Here is a 21967-nt window from a genome sequence, read left to right on the forward strand (position 1 = left end):
ACTGCCGATGGAGCTTTAGCAACCAATTTAGCAACAGAAGTTACAAATAGAACTAATGCTGATTTATTAAAAGAAGACCTAGTAAATAAAAGTACCGATGTAAGTACTGATGGAACTTCGGATACGAAATACCCAACTGTAAAATCAGTAAAAAGCTATGTTGACGCGAGTGCAAGCACAAGTGCGACAGGATTGACCAACGAAATTTCAAGAGCTAAAACAGCAGAAATAGCAAATGCAGATGCTATTGCAACAGAAACCACTAATCGCACTGCTGCCGATGCAACTTTAACAACGAACTTGGCTACCGAAGTAACAAACAGAACTAGTGCTGATTTATTAAAAGAAGATTTAGCTAATAAAAGTACTGATGTTTCAACAGATGGAACTTCTGATACCAAATACCCAACAGTAAAATCAGTAAAAAGCTATGTTGATGCTAGTTCAACTTCAAGTTCATCAGCATTAACAGCAGAAATTTCGAGAGCTAAAACAGCAGAAATTGCAAATGCAGATGCTATCGCAACTGAAACTACTAACCGTACTACTGCAGATGCAACTTTAGCAAGTAACTTAGCTTCGGAAGCGTTAACTGCGAGAGCTGCAGAATCTGCAAACGCTTCAGCAATTGCAACAGAAACTACAAATCGTAGTACTGCAGATGCAAGTTTAGCAAGTAACTTAGCTTTGGAAGCGTCAACGGCGAGAGCTGCAGAATCTGCAAACGCTACAGCAATTGCAACAGAAACTACTAATCGTAGTAATGCTGATTTATTAAAAGAAGACCTTGTAAATAAAAGTACCGATGTAAGTACTGATGGAACTTCAGATACGAAATACCCAACTGTAAAATCGATAAAAACCTATGTAGATGCAAGTTCAAGTACGGGATCAACAGCCTTAGCCGCAGAGGTAACTAGAGCAACAAATTCAGAAAACGCGATTACCGCGAATATGGTTACAGAAACAAATTCTCGTACCACAGCTGATGCAACTTTGGCAACCAACTTGGCTACGGAATCGTCAACTGCTAGAGCTGCAGAAGCTGCAAACACAACTGCAATTACAACGGAAACTACTAACCGTACAACTGCAGTCGCATTAAAAGAAGACCTATCAAATAAAAGTACCGATGTAAGTACTGATGGAACTTCAGATACGAAATACCCAACTGTAAAATCGATAAAAACCTATGTAGATGCAAGTTCAACTTCAGGTTCAACAGCATTAACAGCAGAGATTTCGAGAGCTAAAACAGCAGAAATCGCTAATGCAGATGCTATTGTAACAGAAACTTCTAACCGTACCACTGCAGATGCAACTTTAGCAAGTAACTTAGCTTCGGAAGTATCAACGGCGAGAGCTGCAGAATCTACAAACGCTACGGCAATTGCAACAGAAACTACTAATCGTAGTACTGCTGATTTATTAAAAGAAGATTTAGCTAATAAAAGCACTGATGTTTCAACTGATGGAACTTCTGATACCAAATACCCAACAGTAAAATCAGTAAAAAGCTATGTTGATGCTAGTTCAACTTCAAGTTCATCAGCATTAACTGCAGAAATTTCGAGAGCGAAAACAGAAGAAACAGCTAATGCGAATGCGATTACAGCAGAAACAACCAGAGCGACAAACTCAGAAAATAGTATTTCCGCAAACTTGGTAACAGAAACGAATTCACGTACCACAGCCGATGCAACCTTAACAAGCAACTTGGCAACAGAAGTTACTAATCGTACTACTGCGGATTTATTAAAAGAAGATTTAACTAATAAAAGCACTGATGTTTCAACAGATGGAACTTCTAATACCAAATACCCAACAGTAAAATCGGTAAAAAGCTATGTTGATGCTAGTTCAACTTCAAGTTCATCAGCATTAACTGCAGAAATTTCGAGAGCTAAAACAGCAGAAATAGCTAATGCAGATGCAATTGCAACAGAAACTTCTAACCGTACTACTGCAGATGCAACTTTAGCAAGTAACCTGGCTTCGGAAGCGTCAACTGCGAGAGCAGCAGAATCAGCAAACACTGCAGCAATTACAACGGAAACTACTAACCGTAGTACTGTTGATTTATTAAAAGAAGATTTGGTTAATAAAAGTACCGATGTAAGTACTGATGGAACTTCAGATACGAAATACCCAACTGTAAAATCGGTAAAGAGCTATGTTGAAGGAAAAATCAGTACTTCTGAAACAGCTACACAAACCGCTTTAGATTTAAAAGTAGATAAGGAAACAGGCAAAGGATTATCAACCGAAGATTATTCGACAGTAGATAAAACAAAATTAGCATCAATAACTGGTACCAATACAGGAGACCAAGATTTGAGCAGTTTTGCTACGAATAGCAATTTGGATTTAAAAGCAAATATAGCTTCGCCCACTTTCATTGGTGTGCCAAGTGCACCAACAGCGGTAGCGACAACTAACACCACTCAAGTTGCAACAACTGAATATGTAACTGATGCAGTTTCAACTTCAGGCGCCAATTTTTTACCATTGACAGGCGGGACATTGACTGGGACATTGATCGGGACTTATGGGGATTTTTCTTCTAATTTTAGAGTTTCTTCTTTAACTTTAGTAGGTAATACTAGTTCATGGGATTTTGGCCCTAATGGAAATGGGATTGCATTGGTTCAAGGGGGTTGTTGCAGAAGACTAACCATTGATGAAAAAGGTAGATTTGGAATAGGTGCAAATTATACTCCTTTATATCAATTGGATGTTGAAGGAGAAGGTCGATTTACTGAAAAAGTTATAGCAGAATCATTTAAAAAAGATGGAGGGACTTCTTCTCAATTTTTAAAAGCGGATGGAAGTATAGACTCCAATAATTATATAACAACTAGTGATAATGCTGAAAATGTGACTGGCATAGTTGCAATTGCAAATGGAGGAACAGGATCAGCTACTCAAAACTTTGTTGATTTAACAACAAATCAAACAATTGCGGGAGCTAAAACATTTAGTAGTGCCGTTACTGGAGCATCCTTTGTTAAATCAGGTGGTACATCTTCACAATTTTTAAAGGCTGATGGTAGTGTTGATTCAAGTACTTATCTGACAAGTAGTGGTAATGCCACCAATGTTACTGGTATAGTGGCTGTTGCTAACGGTGGAACAGGAGTGACTACTTCAACAGGAACAGGATCAGTCGTTTTATCGACTTCACCTAGCTTGGTTACACCAGCTCTAGGAGTTGCAACTGCTACGAGTGTAAATGGAACTTCAATTCCTACCTCAAAAACATTGGTTGTAACTACAGATAAATTAAGTGTATTATCATCAACTACATCGACAGAATTGGCTGGAGTTGTTTCGGACGAAACAGGAACAGGAAGTTTGGTCTTATCAACTTCACCTACATTAACAGGAACACCAATAGGACCAACAGCGACAGCAGGAACGAATACCACGCAACTTGCTACTACCGCTTTTGTTACTAATGCAGTAAGCATTGCTACTAGTGGGGCTTTTGTAGATTTAACAAACAACCAAACGGTCGGAGGAACAAAAACGTTTAGTTCACCTATAACGGTTCAGAGCAACACCTTAAAAGGGGATGGTTCAGGTTCTGTTCGAAACGTAGGTTTAGGCTTGGCTGTATTTAATGCAACTGTATCCGGAAGATGGAACACAGCTATGGGAGCCTATGCTTTTGAACGACTTACGTCTGGATCAAATAATACGGCAATTGGTAATGAAACTCTGAGCTTTGTAACTACTACTTCCAATAATACGGGTATTGGGAACAGGGCAATAATGAATACGACAGGTTCAAACAATACTGCCTTGGGAAGTAATGCGGCGGTTCAACTAGCAACTGGGGATAACAATTTAGTTCTTGGAAATTCGTCAGGTACTCAAATTGCAAGCAACTCCAACCTGACAAGTTTATCCAATAGTGTTTTAATTGGCTCTGGTGCCAGAACATCAGCAAATGGAGATACTAATGAAATTGTAATAGGTTATAACGCTGTTGGAAATGGCTCTAATTCTATTCAACTAGGTAATTCAAGTATTACCAATGTCAATACTAGTGGTTCATATGAGGGTTCAGGATTCAAAACGCCTTCAGGAACTTCCTCACAATTCTTAAAAGCAGATGGATCTGTAGATAGTTCAACTTATTTAACAGCCTTAGGAACAGCATCAAACGTTTCTGGAGTAGTTGCAATTGCAAATGGTGGAACAGGATCGTCAACTCAAAATTTTGTAGATTTAACAACTACTCAAACTATTGCAGGAATCAAAACTTTTAGTACTGATGTAAATATAAACGGACTAACAATAGGGCGAGGTAATTTTAATGAAAATTCAAATACTGCAATCGGACTTGGTGTTTTAGGAAGTAATGCTGGTTATGCAAATACAGCAATTGGTAGGGCAGCCTTAGAAAAAAATGTTGATGGTGGAGGAAATACGGCACTAGGTTATACAGCATTACAGAATAATACTTCTGGTACTGATAATGTCGCAATCGGAACTCAAGCATTAGTTTCAAGTAGCTCTGGTTCAGAAAATACAGCTATTGGTAAACATGCAGACGTCGCTTCTGATGGAATTTCAAATTCAGTCGCTATTGGTGCAAATGCAATCGTTACAGCCTCTAATACAATTCAGCTAGGGAATACTAGCGTAACTGAAGTTAAAACCTCAGGAACTGTAACCTCAGGAACTGTAACTTATCCTAAAACACATGGGACCAATGGTCAAGTATTATCCACAACAGGTAGCGGAACACTTTCTTGGATAACTCCAAGTACAACAGCTACAGCATATAGTGGAACATTACCAGTTGCTAACGGCGGATCAGGAGCAACTACATCAACAGGTACAGGGTCAGTCGTTTTATCGACTTCACCTAGCTTGGTTACACCAGCTCTAGGAGTTGCAACAGCAACAAGTGTAAATGGAACTTCAATTCCAATCTCAAAAACATTGGTTGTAACTACAGATAAATTAAGTGTATTATCATCAACTACATCGACAGAATTGGCTGGAGTTATTTCGGACGAAACAGGATCAGGAAGTTTGGTCTTATCAGCTTCACCAACATTAACGGGAACACCATTAGCTCCAACGGCAGTAGTTGGAACCAACAGCACACAAATTGCAACAACTGAATTTGTAAAAGCGGCAGAAATTACTGAAGTTGCAGATGAGTTTGCTGCAATCGCTTCTCAAACTAGTTTTGCGTTGACAAAAGCACCTGCTACGAAAAGCAAAGTAAAAATGTATGTAAATGGAATCCGAATAAGTAATACCGCTTATTCTGTTACTGGTTCAACCTTAACTTATGTTCCATCAAATAATGGCGGATATACATTGTCAGTTAATGATAGAATTCAGTTTGATTATTTTTATTAAAAGCATAAATTCCAAAATTAGAAAAGAAAATAGGATGATAAGATTTCGTAATTTGATAAGGTTAACTAAAATAATTAAAGGCAGCGTATTTTATTTCTGTTTTATTTTCTTGTTGATCTCGTTTTCTGGAAAGGCGCAGACTCCATTCACAACTACTTGGCAAACAGATGGGGCAAATAACATAATCATACCGTTAACTGGAAATGGTTACGATTTTACAATAGACTGGGGAGATAGTTCTATAGAGACTAAAGTGGGATCATTTGGAAATATTAGTCATACTTACAGTACGGCTGGTATAAAAACAGTTAGTATTACACCTAATGTAATAACAGGGTTTCCTAGGATTTATATAAATAATTTTGGTAATAGAAATTATTTGAAATCAGTGGATAATTGGGGAAGCGGACAATGGTCAACAATGGCAAATGCGTTTTACGGTGCCAGTGTTATGCAAATTACTGCCTCAGATATTCCTGATTTATCTAATGTTTCAAGTTTTTCTAATGCATTTATAAATTGTACTGCATTAACTGGAAATAGTAGTATGGCTGACTGGAGATTTACTACTGATATAAATAAATCGATTGATATGTCTGCTATGTTTCAGTCAGCTTCTAATTTTAATCAGGATATTAGTAATTGGAATATGGAACGGGTAACTAATTTAAGACAAATGTTTAATGGAGCATCAGCATTTGATCAGGATTTAAGTTCTTGGGAGGTTTCTAACGTACTAAGTATGTCCTATTTATTTGGTAATACAACAAAGTTCAATAATTTAGGTAATGATTTAAATTGGGGGGCTAAATTAGCTAATGTTACAGATATGAATAATATGTTCAATAACGCACAAGCTTTCAATAATAATATTAGCGGGTGGGATGTAGGAAACGTGACTAATATGAACGCTATGTTTCAGTCTACTAAAGTCTTTAATCAGGATATAAGTAGTTGGAATGTTGGTAACGTGACTAATATGGCGAGTATGTTTTATGCAGCTCAAGCTTTTAATGAAAATTTAAGTACTTGGGATATTGCAAATGTCACCAATATGAGTAGTATGTTTAGACAAACATTAGTTTATAACCAGCCTTTGGATGCTTGGGGAGTAAAAACTGCTAAGGTAACTAATATGCAAGATTTATTTAGAGACTCAAAAGCCTTTAATCAAACAATCAATAGCTGGGATGTTTCTAAAGTTACTAATATGCAATACATGTTTTATAATTGTGTATTTGATCAAGACCTTAATTCATGGGACGTTTCTAGTTTAACGAATGGGTACGGTATATTTCAAAATAATACCTTATTTAACGGGAACATTAGTGGGTGGCAATTTACCACTGATGTATCAAAATCAGTGAATTTAACTAATTTGTTTGCTAGTGCAGTTAAGTTTAATCAAGACATTACTAACTGGAATGTAAGCAGGGTCACTAATATGAGTGGCATGTTCAATAATGCACAAGCCTTTAGTCAAGATATTAGTGGTTGGAATGTAGCGAATGTTACTGACATGAACAATATGTTTAATAATACTCAAGTATTCAACCAAAATATTAGTGGATGGAATGTCGGCAACGTAACCAATATGAGTTCTATGTTTCGAAATGCAGATGCTTTTAATTTGGATATTAGTGTATGGAATGTGTCAAATGTTATGAACATGTCTTATATGTTTGCTGATAACAATATATTCAATCAAGATTTAAGCAATTGGGATGTTTCAAGTGTTATAAATATGTCGAATATGTTTGATAATGCATCTGTTTTTAATTCTCCTCTAAATTGGGGTTTAAAAACGGGTAATGTAACCAATATGGTAAGAATGTTTGCACAGGCACCTCAATTTAATCAAGATATTGATGGTTGGGATGTATCAAAAGTGACCAGTACAAATTGGATGTTTTATAGAACAAATAGCTTTAACCAAAGTTTAAATTCTTGGAATGTAGGAAGTCTAATTGACCCGCGTCAAATGTTTCAAGAGTGTACTTCTTTTAATGGAAATATTTCTAGTTGGGTTTTTACAACAGATCCTACAAAGAATATTAATGCATCCTCCATGTTTCAAAGCACAACCTCTTTTGACCAAGATATTTCCAACTGGAATGTTGAACGATTTACAAATATGTCTGGAATTTTTCAAAGTGCAACTTCTTTCAATCAAAATATTGGTAGTTGGAATGTTGCGAACGTAACCAACATGAATGCTATGTTTAATAATGCTATAGTATTTGCACAAGACATAAGCGGATGGAATGTTGGCAACGTAACGGTTATGAGTTCCATGTTTCAAAATGCGGATGCTTTTAACATAAATATTAGTGGCTGGAATGTTTCTAATGTTACCAACATGGTTAGCATGTTTAATTCCAATAATATATTCAATCAAGATTTAAGCAATTGGGATGTTTCAAGTGTTACAAATATGGAAGGAATGTTTCAACAAATGCCTTTGTTTAATGCGCCTTTAAATTGGGGAACTAAAACAGGAAATGTAACCAATATGCGTTATATGTTTTATAACACCCCTCTTTTCAATCAAGATATAAATAGCTGGAATGTTTCAAATGTAACTAACTTTAGGCAAATGTTTCATAATGCATTTAAATTTAACCAAAATTTATTCAATTGGCAATTTACTAACGAATCCAGTAAAACAATTGATATGGATTATATGTTTTATAATGCAACGTCCTTTAATCAAGATATTAGTACCTGGAATATTTCAAGAGTAACTAAGTTATACTTTTTTTTAGCAGGCGGTAAATTATCAAGAGCTAATTATGATGCATTGTTACTAAGTTGGTCTACTTTAGATTCTGGCGAAACCTTAGTACCAATAAATTTAAATGCTCATTTTGGTAGTAGTAAATATTCGGATACAGCCTCTGTTTTAACAGCCAGAAATACAACATTAATTGCAAATAAAAACTGGACAATTACCGATGGAGGTATGGATGCGGATGATATTGTACCTTTTATAGTAAGTAATTCTTTAGCATCTAATAATGCAACCATTAGTATAACTTTTAGCGAAAATGTCTACAGAACGGATGTAGGTAGTGTCTCCTTAGAAACTACCGATTTTTTATTTTCATTATCAGGGGGAACAGCTACATTAAATACAACAATACCAAGTAGTATTTCAGCTTCCAATAATCTAACTTTTGTGATAGGACTTGATATTAATGGAACCCCTAATGGCGCAGAAGTACTTACTGTGACTCCCGTTTTAAATTCGATTTTTGATAGTTCTGGAAATCCAGCAGCTGTTACACAAAGTAATAATACGGTCCAATTGAATGATTTGTCCAATCCCATCATCACCGGCCCTAATAGCGAAACCGGAGTAAGTAGTTCCATTTCGATCAATGAAAACACGGCAGCTGTGCATACTTTTTCGGCAAATGAAACCATAACCTGGACTTTAGGGAATGTCAATGACGAAGCTTTATTTGGAATTGACAGTAGCGGGAATTTAGTTTTCACAACAGCTCCTGATTTTGAAAATCCTTCAAGCACTTTAAATTCAAATACCTATGTTATAGAGATAGTTGCGACAGATGCTGCAAACAATAGCACTACACAAACTCTTACCATTACAATTTTAGATATTGCAAATTCTACCTTTGGAACTTTTGCTGCAATTACAAAACAATACTTTACAGGAACTCATGCTATTGTTCCTCCAACAACAAATAATGCTAACCCGATTGTTTATACCAGTGATAATTTAGCGGTAGCTACTGTAAGTGGTTCGGTGATTACGTTTACAGGTATAGGAACTGCAAACATAACTGCCACGCAAGCAGCCGATGCGAACTATGAAGGAAATGCTATCTCAACGGTGCTAACGGTTTTAGGAAAAGATTTAGTGTCAAAATACGGAGGCATTTCAAGCACTGATGTTAATTATATAAGTGCTAATGGAAATGTAGGAGGCGCTTTTGGAATTGATAAATACGGAAAGCAAGAAATAGTTCTGGATGATATTATTTCATTAGGACTAGTCATGCATTTAGATGCTGGTAATGCAGCCAGTTATTCAGGATCTGGTACTACTTGGACAGATATAAGTGGTAATGGTAATAATGGAACCCTAAAAAATGGTGTTAGTTATAGTAGTTCAAACAGCGGTTCTTTAATTTTTGATGGCTCAAATGATTATTTTGTAACAAACAATAATTTAGATTTATCGAATAAAGATAAATTAACCATTCAAATAATACTAAAAACGGAATCTTCTAAGACAGAAATGGTTATGGAGCATAGCGTTACTTGGAATAGTAATAATTCGTTTGGCATCATATCAAACAACTTAAATACTAAAATGCAATTTGTAGATCATAATCAAAATTATAATGTATCTAATTCCGTGGATTCTATAAATGATAGTAATTGGCATCTTTTTACAGCAACTACTGATAGAAGTTTGGGTGCTACAGATCAAAACTTAATCTATATTGATGGAAAGGCAGCAAATAAAGTAAACGTAGCTAGTCTGATTAATGACAATAGTGGAAATTTCACAAGTCATAAACTGTATCTATCATCTAGGGCTGGCTCTGCTAATTTTTTTAATGGAACTATTGCCCAAGTATTAATTTATAAAAGAGTACTTACTGCCGAAGAAATTCAACAAAATTTTAATGCAGTAAAATTAAAGTATGGCCTATAAATTTATGAACATTCGTGTTTGTAGTGCTTCTGGGGTATAAAAAATGATCGAAGCAAATACAAGGAATGATGTTGATCGTATATATAATTTAAATACTTCAGCAAAAGTTAGATGGGGTTTTGCTTGGAATGAAAATTCAGCAGGTTTATATCCAAATGGAGATCAAAGTATAATGATGTCTCAGGAGGTATTGGTATGGATTCCTCATATGGCAATTACTCTGCTGGAAATAGAGTTGTCCAGGAACTACTTGGACCAACAGAACTACTAGAGTTGAAATTTATATTAGATAAAAAAAATAGTTCAGCTTAAAAAAGTCAAAGATTGATTATTTGCATATTGAGTTTCTTAACGAAATGAGGTTGTAATATTGTGATTTTAATTTAAAACTTTATTTTTACGACAATAAGCAAAAAAACTTCGATTTATGAGTTCATTTACATTCGACATCAAAAAAATAATACTTTTTCTATCTCATTTTGTGATGAATGTTTTAAAAAATAAAAATCAATCATTATTTAAGGATATTTTTTTATTAAACAAATTTTCCAGACGACTAAGTTATTTATGTTTTGTTTTTATTGTTTTTAATAGCAATGCACAAAGCATACCATCAGGTTTTAATCTTGTTGCTTACGAAGGTTTTAATTATACCAGTGGTTCTTCATTGTTAAATGCAAATGGAGGGAGTGGATGGTCGACTTCTTGGGAGAAAACATATTTAGATCGATTTTTAAAAACTTCAACGGCAGGATATACGTATTCGGGATTAACAACAGCTGGTCTTAAAGCTGATTTTGATGCTACTTGTTACGGAACTTGTAATGTAATTGCGGCTCTAAAAAGAACATTTCCAGCACAGAGTCTAGGTGTTGTTTATTTTCAATTTATATCTGTTTTTGAAGCGTCGGGAGGTTTTGGAACGCCTAATATTCGGTTTTTTAACAGCTCAACTTTAACAGGAGGTATAGGGGCTAGTAGCGGAACTTTTATGTCAATTTTGGATGCTTCTCTCAACAATATAAGCTCTACCACAGCAAGTTTGAGTGCTCAAAATTTAGTAGTGGTTCGTATAGACTATAATTTGAATAAAACAGAAATGTGGATAAATCCGAATTTATCAACCTTTGATTATTTGAATCCAACAAGTCCATCTGCTACAGCATTAGGATTTTCTCCAGCATTTAATGCATTTGATATATATATGAGATCGGGCAGTATCGATGAAATTACTGTTTTTTCTCAAACATCTGCACCAACAACAATATCTGGAAATAATGTAATTTGTGCTGGAGATAGTACGACATTGACTTCTTCAGGAGGAATTACTAATCCAAATACAGTTGATGTATGGTATGATGGTGGATGTGGTGGGGAAGCCTATTCTGAAGGTTGGGGAAATCAGCCCACAGCGCCAAACCTTTCTACTACAACGGTCAACAGTTGTATTAATGGAATACTGAAGGTGACATCTACCTCTGTAGACCCTAGGATTAATATGTATGGTATTGGATCTTTTAATCCGTCTGTTTATAAATATATAAATTTTAGATATAGGGTGGTTTCTGGAACAGCCGGAACTACAGAAATTTTCTTTTTAAATTCTGCATATACAATTCCAACCGGAGGGATTTCGAGAGCTACAACCTTGGTTTCTGATAATGCATGGCATACCGGAACTATAGATATGTCTCTAAATCCAAGTTGGGCATCAGGAGGTAATATCACCGGTTGGAGATATGATTATTCATCGGCTACGGGAGTAACAATGGATATTGATTTTATCGAATTAGGGTCAAGTCCGATTGTAGGAACTGGAACAGCAATAAATCTAACACCGAGTGCATCTACGACCTATTATGTAAAAAGAAAAGGACCTGATGCCAATACAGCTTGCATCTCTCAAGTGGTAACTGTAAAAAGTGTTCCAACAATAACTTCCTTTACGCCAACATCAGAAGTTGCTGGTGGAACAGTCACCATAACTGGGACTAATTTTACAGGCACGTCGGCAGTGAGTTTAGGAGGTACTGCTGTCACATCATTCACTGTTGTGTCTCCAACAAGTATTACCGCAGTTGTTGCTACTGGAACATCAGGAAGTTTAATCTTAACAAACAATAGCTGTACAGCTACAAAAACAGGTTTTACTTTTTTATCTACAAATGCAGATTTAAGTGCTTTAACACTTTCAAACGGCACATTAAGTCCAAGTTTTGCAACAGCTACAATAGCTTATACAGCAAGTGTAATTAATACAACAACTAGTATTACTGTAACACCTACAAAATCTGATGCGAATGCAACAATTCAAGTGCAAGTAAACGGAGGAGGATATACTACAGTTACTAACGCATCAGGGGCTTTATCTTTAAATGGAGGTTCAAATACAATAGATGTAAAAGTAACAGCCCAAGATGGTTCAACTACAAAAACTTATACTATTATAGTGACCAGAGGTTTAGCTCCAAGCATTTCCAATTTTAATAATATTACAAAACTTTATTTTGATGGCAATTATATTATAGCTTCACCTACAACTAATAGTTCCGGAGCTTTTACTTATACCAGTAGTAATCCTGCGGTAGCAACAATTAGTGGAACAACAGTTAGCATAACTGGGGCAGGAACTTCTACTATAACAGCAAACCAAGCAGGAGATGCAACCTATTATAGTGGAAGCATTACATCTACTTTAACAGTGAATAGTGTTGATGTATTAACTAAAAACGGTCAAATTTCTACAACAAATGCGAATTATATAAATAAAAATGGGGCATTGTCTACAAGTAATTCATTAACTAAATACGGTCAATCAGTTTCTACTAAATCGAATGATGGATTATCTGCAGCGTCGGCAGGAATAAGTGCATTTCAAATAAAAAATGATTTCCCAAGTGCTACTGATGGATTGTATTGGATAACGAACCCCAATATAAATGCAGGAACTCCATTTCAAATTTATGCTGATATGACCACAGATGGGGGAGGTTGGACATTGATTATGAAAAATTCAAGTAGTGCTGGTTGGAATTATGGTAATGTCATTTCGTTAAACACAAGTATTCCATTTGCAAATACTGCGGATATGGAGAACGCAGCAACACCAAATTATTCTATTATAGAGTGGGCTAATTATCTTAAGAAAAGTGCTAGTGGTTTTCAATACATGATTGATGCCACTACAAGAAGAAGTCATGGCGGTATCTGGACTGCCAATGGGAATTATAGTTTTGTGAAAACAGACAATTCTCAAACGAATATTACACTTGATACAAAATTCGGAACATGGAATTATGTGAGTGATAACGGTATTAGCCAAAGAATGCCATGGTATCAAAATGATTGTGGAACTATAACTACAGATAACGGTGGAGGTAACTGGTGGGGGACATTGATTTCTATATGTGGTTGGAGTCCTACTCCATGGATTTCCGATGGAGGCGGTGGATCGACTAATCCAAACCCAGGTATTATTTGGTATTGGGTTCGATAATATTTTTATGAATTATTTTAAAAAAAGCAATTAAAATTTTGGTAACAAAGGAAGGTTCTACTATTTAGTAAAACCTTCTTTTGCTAGAGAATATTTAGAGTTTTATTAATTAACCCGCTTTTATAATTTCTTTGACAGCAGCTTCATAATTCCTTATACTCTGTGTCTTTTTTATCTTTTTATGCACTTTATGTGGATTCGAAAAAATAACCGAAAAGTACTCCCATAAATGATGCATCTTTAATAAGATGTGAGTGGAGCCTGATAAAGATTCACTGTATCCTTGGTACAAAGTGTCATGAAACTCACTTAATAACTCCATTTTGTTTTTGGGATATTCAAACGAATTGTTTTTAATCATAGTAGGCAAAAAAGGATCGGCAATTAAACCTCTTCCTATCATCCAGTGGTCAATCGTAGGGAAACGCTCTTGCATCTCTTTAAATTTAGCCACAGTAGTAATATCGCCATTGTAATACAATTTCAATTTGGTGTTGTCAACGCATGTCTGGAATGCATCTAAGTGAACGCCTCCTTTATACAATTGTTTTCCAATACGTGCATGAATGGCAACATTCTTTATAGGGTATTTTTCTAATATCGGAAAAACATCCAGAATTTCTTCGGTAGTGTCATATCCCAAACGCATTTTCATCGAAACGATAATATCAGATTCATTGTGTACTTTATGCAAAATCTGGTTGATCTTTTCAGTATTACTGATCAGTCCAGAACCCATTCCACATTTGGTTACCATAGGATAGGGACAACCCAAATTCCAATTCAATTCTTTATACCCTAATTCCTGAACATACTTCGATACAAACAAAAACTCATCAGCATCATTAGTAATTATTTGCGGAATTACTTCAAGGGTATTATTGTTCTCTGGTAATAAATCACGCTGATAAGAGGATTTAATAACCATTTTTCCATTCAAACGAATGTAAGGCGCATAAAAAGTATCAATACCACCAAAAATTTTATTTTGGGCATTTCTAAAACGAAAATCAGTAAATCCTTGTAAGGGAGAGGAAAGTAGGGTGTAGTCCATGTATTATTTAAAAATGCAAATATAATACACTTTAAACTGTTATGGTTTGCATTTAGCAGATATGTTATTATAAGTCCTTTTAAGCTCTTTTTCTATCATTTCCAAAGTTTGGTTGTGTGGAATAAAAAAACCAGACTTTCATGTGAAAGCCTGGTTTTAAGATGAATTGAAATTTATATTTTTAGAATTAAATTACACTTTTCCTAAGGTATATAATTGCTCCATTGTAGGGCTTAAACTTCCACCAGCAGGTTCCAACGTAATTCCGAAAGCTTCTGCATCACCAGTACTATTAACAGCAAAAATGCGTTGGTTGTTTTCATCAAACTTGTCTAGCAATCCAATGCTTGTTGGAGTTAAAGGATTCAGTTTTAAAGCCCAAACTTGATACACCATTCCTTTTGGAGGGGCTGGTAATCCAGCTGCATCAACGTAAACGACCTGTGTTTCTTTGTTCCAATATACTTTTGCAGATGATTCTGGCGCTACCGCTTGTCCGCCTAGGGCTACAACAGTATTCTTAGTATCTCGTACGACTGCAAGACCAATTTCATTTTGCTTGTTTTTAAGTTCTAATTGATTTAGTTCTTTTTCAATTTTTGCTTTTTCAATTTCAGTACCTACAACCTGATTATTGGTTTGTTCTAATTGATTGTATTGAAAGCCAATTCCAATCATTAAAAGAATGGCAGCTGCCCATCCAATGTATTGTGACCAGTTTCTCGTGGTTTCCATCTCTATTACTGGCGTATGTTTTAGTTCTAGCTTAGCCTTAATTTTTTCGTAATTTGCCACTGAATGAAAAGGGGAGAAGCTAGAAGATAAGGCCACAATTGCTTTTTCAATGGCAATAATTTCCTCCTTAATTTCAGGATGCGTATTAGCCATAGTAGTAACTTCTTCGTTTTCTGTTTCGCTTAGCAAACCATATACGTAAAGTTCTAATATTCCGGAGTCGATATATTCTTTTGTTTCCATTATACTTTCAAATAAGTTCTTAGATCATTAATACAATTTCGATTGTGCGTTTTTACAGTTCCTAAAGGAATTTCCAACTCTTCCGAAGCTTCTTGCTGAGTATATCCTTTAAAGAATAATAAATCTATTATTTGTATACATTTTGGTTTAAGTCTTTTTACAAACTCTTGTATTCCAATTGTATCCACTTTGTTGACCAGTTTGTTACTGTCGTCTAATAGATGTACGAAATTATCTGAGGAAAGGTTTTTTTGACTGTTATTAAAATTTTTAGATCGCAGTTTATCTATAGAGGTATTCCTTGCAATATTAAGGATCCACGTATAGAATCGTCCTTTACTTTCATTATAAGAATCAATATTTTTCCAAATCTTAACGAATACTTCCTGAAGTACATCTTCAGCTTCTTCTCTATTTCTTACAAGAACATTAATAACTGAAAATAAACTTTTAGAATACATATCATAGAGATGTGTAAAAGCTCTTTCGTCTTTCTTATATATTAATACTAATAACTCTTCTTGGGTCATATACTTTATGTTTTACTCTTACAAACTTATACAAACTTATTTACAAATGAATAAATTATATTCATTGTGTATGCAATAATTAAAGTAGTTTAAAATAATTGTGTTTTTATTTTAATTTTAAATTACTGAAAGTTAATATATTAAAAAATATATTAACTTTTTTTTAATTTTTTTAAAACCAAAAGGAAAACATTCCCGTAAATGCTTTTATAACCTTTTAAATTATAACAAAATGAAAAAAACAAAAATGGTATTGGGTCTTTCGCTAATTGCGCTTTCAGGCTTAATCTTAGTAGCAGCGGATCACGTAGATGCTCCATCAGTAACAGGTAATGCAGCAGACATTACAGACTTGTACACTTTTCAAGGACAAGAAACTAATAATTTAGTTTTTGCCGTTAACACGCAAGGGCTGTTAAGTCCTAACGCAACCGGTGCAGCAGCATTCAATGAAAATGTGATGATTGAAATTAACATCGACAACACAGGTGATAATGTGGAAGACTTGGTTATTCAAGCAATTAAAAAAGGAGATAAGATGTACTTCTTTGGACCATATGCTCCAGGAACAACTGGAACATCTAGTACAATTAAAACTAGTGCGGCATCTGGAAGTGTTGCAATATCTAAATATGGTGCAGCAGCAGTAACCTCTACTGAAAACGGAATGAAATTTTTTGCAGGACCTAGAGATGATCCTTTCTTTTTTGACTTAGGTCAATTTCAAGCAATTCTTGGAGGAACAGCTACAGCGTTTAAAAATCCAGGTACAGATACTTTTGCAGGTTCAAATGTATTATCAGTAGTTGTTGAAGTTCCAAAATCAATGTTAGGTACTGCCGCTTCTTTGAATGTATGGGCTGAAACTAAGAAAAAACAATAATAAATTTTATTCTAAAAAACTCAAAATTATGAAGACAAATAAATTCAAAATCATAACTCTAGCACTTGTATGTGCAGTAGCTACAGTAAGCTGTAACGATGACGACAATAATAATGACTCTATGGCAAGTGCAGACTTCTCTGGAACATATGTACAACAAGATCAAATGGCAAGACCAGCAATAAACACTGTTTTTATTGCTTCAGGACAACCTAAAGATGATTTTAATGCGGCGATTCCTTCTGCAATGGGAGCAAAATACCAATCTATTTTTCAATCTAGACTGTTGGCTTTAAATCCTGCATTTACAACTAATGCACTAGGGCAAACAGCTGCTCAATTTACAGGATTGTTAGCAACGGATGTATTAAATGTAAAAACTTCAGGTAAAACAACTTTCTTCGACGGAACAAATGTGCTAACAGGTAGAGCTTTGGCTGATGACGTTATTGATGTGGAATTACTATTAATCTTTGGAGGTACAAATGGTGCGGCTAACCCTGGACTTACTTCAGATCACGTAAATGCAAATGATAAAGCATTTACTACTTCTTTTCCTTATTTGGCAGCAGCCTGGTAATATATTTTATACATAATACAGAGCTCAGTCATAATTATTGAGCTCTGTTTTTTTTCTAACAACAAAACACATAGATTATGAAACCTTATAAAGTTATCCCCGTCCTGGTTTTTACAATCCTTTTTATTTTCGCTTGCGATACTAAGAAACAAAACCAAATTACAAATACTTCTGATTATAATAAATACTTGCATGTTGATGGAAATGAATCATTGGATTTTGCACGTAAAGAAATTGATTTTTGGCAAAAAAAATACGATGCAGCTCCTAATCAAAAAAGTTACTTAGGTATAATAGCCTCAAAGTATGCCACTCTTTTTGAATATACGGGAGACATTAAAAACTTATATAAAACAGAAGATTTATTGACACAATCGAATGAAGCTAGTAAATATTCGAGAGTATCAACCATTCGAACATTAGGAAGGAATTACATTGCACAACACAGGTTCAAGGAAGCTTTAGCTTTAGCTAATAAAGCATTGGCTATTGGCGAAGGCCGTAAAGAAACTCAAAAATTGCTGTTTGATGTCCAAATGGAATTAGGGGATTTTGCCGAAGCGGAAAATAATTTGAACGCTTTAAAAGACATGAACGATTATGATTACTTAATCCGTTTAGCAAAATGGAATGATCATAAAGGCGACTTGAAAACGGCGATTACTTTCATGGAAAAAGCGAGAGATATAGCAGAGAAGGAAGATAATAAAACACTAAAAATATGGTCATATTCTAATCTGGGTGATTTTTATGGTCACGCTGGTAGAATTCAGGAGTCGTATGACAGTTACCTAAAAACATTAGCAATAGATCCCAATTATTCCTATGCATTAAAAGGAATTGCTTGGATTGTATTTTCTCATGAAAGAAATACTAAAGAAGCGAAAAGAATTGTGGAAGCTATTGAAATCACACACAATACTCCCGACTTTTATTTATTAAAATCTCAAATTGCTCAATTTGACGGGAATGATGCAGCAGCTTTAGAAAATCGAAATGCTTATTTCGCAATGCTTGAAAAGAATAATTACGGGGCAATGTATAATAAATACAACACTCTGATTTATGCTGATGCAAAAGAGACAGCGCCTAAAGCATTAGAAATTGCAAAAATAGAAGTGGATCACAGACCTACACCAGATTCTTATGATCTATTAGCCTGGTCTTATTTGAATATGGGACAAAAGGATAAAGCATTAGAAATTGCAAAGAAATATGTGGTAGGAAAATCATTTGAGCCAAAGGTACAATATCACTTGGCAATGATTTACAAGTCTAATAACGAGAAACAAAAAGTAGCACCTATAAAAGAAGAACTACTTTCTAGCATGTATGAATTAGGTCCTAATCTAGACAAAAAGGTAAATCAATTATAAAAGCCCGCCATGAAATATTTTTTTACAATAGTACTTGCCTTTTTAGGGTTGGTATCGTACAGTCAAATCCAAAAAGGAGTTGTTGTAGATCAATTTGGGAATGCAATTGAGAACGCCTATATCGTAAATATGAATTCGGAGGCACATGCACACACTAATGAGTTGGGAATGTTCAGCATTGATAAATCTGTAGTAGGAAATGTTTTGATAGTAACTGCCTTGGGACATAAAAAGTCTAGCTATACTTTAGGTAACGCTGAAAATAGAATTCTGCTGGAAGGAGATATCTTTAGATTAGATGAAATTGTGATTCAACAACAGCTATCTGCAATGAATGTTATTTCAAAGATCGATTTGCAGACTACGCCTGTTAATTCCTCTCAGGAAATCTTACGAAAAGTTCCAGGGTTGTTCATTGGTCAACATGCCGGTGGAGGTAAAGCAGAGCAAATATTCCTACGAGGATTTGATATAGATCACGGTACAGATATTGCCATTTCTGTTGATGGAATGCCAGTAAATATGGTGTCTCATGCTCATGGTCAGGGCTATGCCGATTTACATTTTGTGATTCCTGAAACGGTAGAAAAGATAGACTTTGGAAAAGGGACGTATTATGCCAGTAAAGGGGATTTTGCAACGGCAGGATACGTTACCTTCCAAACTAAAGAAAAACTAGAGAAGAGTAGTATAAGCATAGAAGCCGGTCAGTTTAATACGTTAAGAACGGTAGGGATGTTTAACCTTTTGGGAAACCAAAAAAAACAAAGCGCATACATCGCAACAGAATATATACTGACCGATGGGCCATTTGATTCTCCTCAAAATTTTAATAGGGTCAATTTGTTAGGGAAGTATTCGGCTGTTTTGGATGATAATAGTAAGTTCTCAGTATCTGCTTCTCGTTTTTCCAGTACTTGGGATGCATCTGGACAAATACCGCAACGATTAGTAGATAATGGAACTATTTCTAGATTTGGATCAGTTGATGATACCGAAGGAGGTACGACATCGAGAACAAATATTAATGCGTCGTTAAGCAAACCTATAGATGAAAATACGTACTTGAAAGCGAATGCTTTTTATTCTAAATATGATTTTGAACTGTATTCGAATTTCACTTTCTTCTTAGAAGATCCTATAAATGGAGACCAAATCAAGCAAAAGGAAAACCGCTCGATTTACGGTATGAATGCAGAATTAAATAGAAAAGTAAAAAGTAATGATTGGGATGCGTTATTTCAATTAGGCGTAGGTTTTCGTGCTGATGCGACTATTGATACTGAATTGTCACATACGTTGAATAGAAGCATTACTCTAGAAAATATTAAATTAGGTGATATTGATGAAACGAATGCTTTTACGTACTTAAATTCAGAATTTAAATTTGGGAAACTGACTATCAATCCGGCAGTACGATTGGACTATTTCAAGTTTAATTACAGAGATAAGTTGGCTCCTATTTATAATACGCAGACAGAAACGGAAGTGAAAGTATCACCCAAACTTAATTTTATCTATTCACAAAATAACAATTTACAATTTTTTGTAAAGTCAGGAATTGGGTTTCATTCGAATGATGCTCGCGTTGTGGTTCAAAATAATGGAAAACAAATTTTACCTACCGCTATAGGAACTGATGTAGGAACGATTTGGAAACCTTTTCCAAGATTGATTGTGAACTCAGCATTGTGGTATTTATACCTACAACAAGAGTTTGTCTATGTGGGTGATGCCGGAATCATTGAGCCTAGTGGAAAAACAAGACGTATGGGAGCTGATTTAGGATTGCGCTATCAATTAAATGATTGGTTGTATTTTGACGCCGATGCTAATTATACCTACGCCAGAAGCATTGATGAACCTAGCGGGCAAAACTACATTCCGCTTGCACCAGATTTTACTTCGACTGGTGGATTGAGCTTTCAAAAATGGAATGGACTTTCGGGAGGGTTGAGATATCGATATCTAAAAAGCCGTCCTGCTAATGAAGACAATTCAATTGTAGCCAAAGGATATGCGATAGCTGATTTTAATATTAATTATGAATTTAAAAGTGTGACTTTTGGCATTTCGATAGAGAATTTATTGAATACTAAATGGAATGAAACTCAATTTGCTACCGAATCAAGATTAAAAGAAGAGTCTGAGAGTGTTGAAGAAATTCATTTTACCCCTGGAACCCCTTTTTTTATGAAGGCTAGAATAACCTATAAGTTTTAGTAAAGAATAATGATTTTGTTTGTTTTGTTAGAAAGACCTGGCGTTACTAATTTGTTTACGTCAGGCTTTTTTATTTAACGTTTGTTCAATTAAAATCGCAGTCTTGAATAGACAAAAGTAATTTTGAAATTGTTTAATTTTATCAAAAATATAATTATGAAAAAACTATTATTTGTAGCTTGCACAGTACTATTGCTTTTTAGTTGCCAGAATCAGGCGCAAAGCAAAAAGTCAGATAAAAATAAAATCGAAATAGCTATGACAAAACAAAATATCTACCAATATAAAGTAGAAGATTTATCAGGAAACACTTTCGACTTTGCAAGTCTTAAAGGGAAAAAAGTAATGATCGTAAACACGGCTTCAAAATGTGGACTAACCCCTCAGTACAAGGATTTAGAAGCGATTTATAAAGAATACAAAGACAAAGGTTTTGTGATCGTTGGTTTTCCTGCAAACAATTTTGCGTCGCAAGAACCGGGAACGAATGCCGAAATCGCTTCTTTTTGCCAAATGAATTATGGAGTAACTTTTCCTATGATGGATAAAGTATCTGTGAAAGGAGATGATATGTGTGAGATATACCAATTCTTGACGCAAAAATCTAAAAACGGTGTGGAAGATTCAGAGGTGTCTTGGAATTTCCAAAAATACCTAATCAATGAAAACGGAGAACTAGAAAAAGTGATTTCTCCACAGACGCTACCTACAGATCCTTCTGTGATTGATTGGATTAAAGCGTAATATATAGAAAGTAAAAGAGCCTTATAATGGCTCT

Annotated in this window: 12 protein-coding genes; 9 read left to right on the top strand and 3 right to left on the bottom strand. The window is 35.0% G+C overall.

Features of this window, described 5'->3' with window-relative positions; genetic code table 11:
• The 4 genes from QO200_RS07215 to QO200_RS07230 form a co-directional block, all read left to right on the top strand.
• Nucleotides 1-5382: beta strand repeat-containing protein (locus QO200_RS07215; protein ID WP_371538264.1), on the top strand; the 5382-nt coding region annotated here is incomplete at its 5' end.
• 52 nt (nt 5383-5434) lie between these two features.
• Complete coding sequence (locus QO200_RS07220) at nt 5435-10069, top strand: BspA family leucine-rich repeat surface protein (protein WP_371538267.1); 4635 nt, start codon at nt 5435-5437, stop codon at nt 10067-10069.
• 43 nt (nt 10070-10112) lie between these two features.
• Nucleotides 10113-10340 carry a hypothetical protein gene (locus tag QO200_RS07225; RefSeq protein WP_371538270.1) on the top strand — a complete coding sequence of 76 codons (228 nt, stop codon included), beginning with the start codon at nt 10113-10115 and terminating at the stop codon, nt 10338-10340.
• 156 nt (nt 10341-10496) lie between these two features.
• On the top strand, nt 10497-13565 hold the full coding sequence (locus QO200_RS07230; protein ID WP_371538272.1) for a fibrinogen-like YCDxxxxGGGW domain-containing protein: 3069 nt from the start codon (nt 10497-10499) through the stop codon (nt 13563-13565).
• 109 nt (nt 13566-13674) lie between these two features.
• Here the strand turns inward: QO200_RS07230 and QO200_RS07235 are convergent, their stop codons facing one another.
• The 3 genes from QO200_RS07235 to QO200_RS07245 form a co-directional block, all read right to left on the bottom strand.
• Nucleotides 13675-14619 (bottom strand): tRNA dihydrouridine synthase, encoded by a 945-nt coding sequence (locus QO200_RS07235; RefSeq protein ID WP_371538275.1) that lies wholly within the window; start codon nt 14617-14619, stop codon nt 13675-13677.
• 192 nt (nt 14620-14811) lie between these two features.
• Nucleotides 14812-15597, bottom strand: a complete 786-nt coding sequence (locus tag QO200_RS07240) for an anti-sigma factor domain-containing protein (RefSeq protein ID WP_371538277.1) — start codon at nt 15595-15597, stop codon at nt 14812-14814.
• Nucleotides 15597-16127, bottom strand: a complete 531-nt coding sequence (locus QO200_RS07245) for an RNA polymerase sigma factor (protein WP_371538279.1) — start codon at nt 16125-16127, stop codon at nt 15597-15599. The genes QO200_RS07240 and QO200_RS07245 overlap by 1 nt, the downstream gene beginning before the upstream one ends.
• A 232-nt stretch (nt 16128-16359) precedes the next feature.
• Here QO200_RS07245 and QO200_RS07250 point away from each other — a divergent pair, with 232 nt between their 5' ends.
• The 5 genes from QO200_RS07250 to QO200_RS07270 all read left to right on the top strand — a co-directional run bounded on the left by QO200_RS07250 (nt 16360) and on the right by QO200_RS07270 (nt 21933).
• Nucleotides 16360-17010, top strand: coding sequence for a DUF4331 family protein (locus QO200_RS07250; RefSeq protein WP_371538281.1), 651 nt, complete (start codon nt 16360-16362; stop codon nt 17008-17010).
• 28 nt (nt 17011-17038) lie between these two features.
• A complete protein-coding gene (locus QO200_RS07255; RefSeq protein WP_371538283.1) occupies nt 17039-17590 on the top strand; it encodes a DUF4331 family protein in 552 nt (183 codons plus the stop codon).
• Nucleotides 17591-17667: 77 nt separating this feature from the next.
• On the top strand, nt 17668-18966 hold the full coding sequence (locus tag QO200_RS07260; RefSeq protein ID WP_371538286.1) for a hypothetical protein: 1299 nt from the start codon (nt 17668-17670) through the stop codon (nt 18964-18966).
• Nucleotides 18967-18975: 9 nt separating this feature from the next.
• Nucleotides 18976-21189 carry a TonB-dependent receptor gene (locus QO200_RS07265; protein ID WP_371538288.1) on the top strand — a complete coding sequence of 738 codons (2214 nt, stop codon included), beginning with the start codon at nt 18976-18978 and terminating at the stop codon, nt 21187-21189.
• 156 nt (nt 21190-21345) lie between these two features.
• Nucleotides 21346-21933: a glutathione peroxidase gene (locus QO200_RS07270; protein ID WP_371538290.1), complete on the top strand. Its 588-nt coding sequence runs from the start codon at nt 21346-21348 to the stop codon at nt 21931-21933.
• The last annotated feature ends 34 nt before the right edge of the window (nt 21934-21967 follow it).

It is taken from the genome of Flavobacterium sp. Arc3 (assembly GCF_041431375.1).
In the GTDB taxonomy this organism is placed as follows: domain Bacteria; phylum Bacteroidota; class Bacteroidia; order Flavobacteriales; family Flavobacteriaceae; genus Flavobacterium.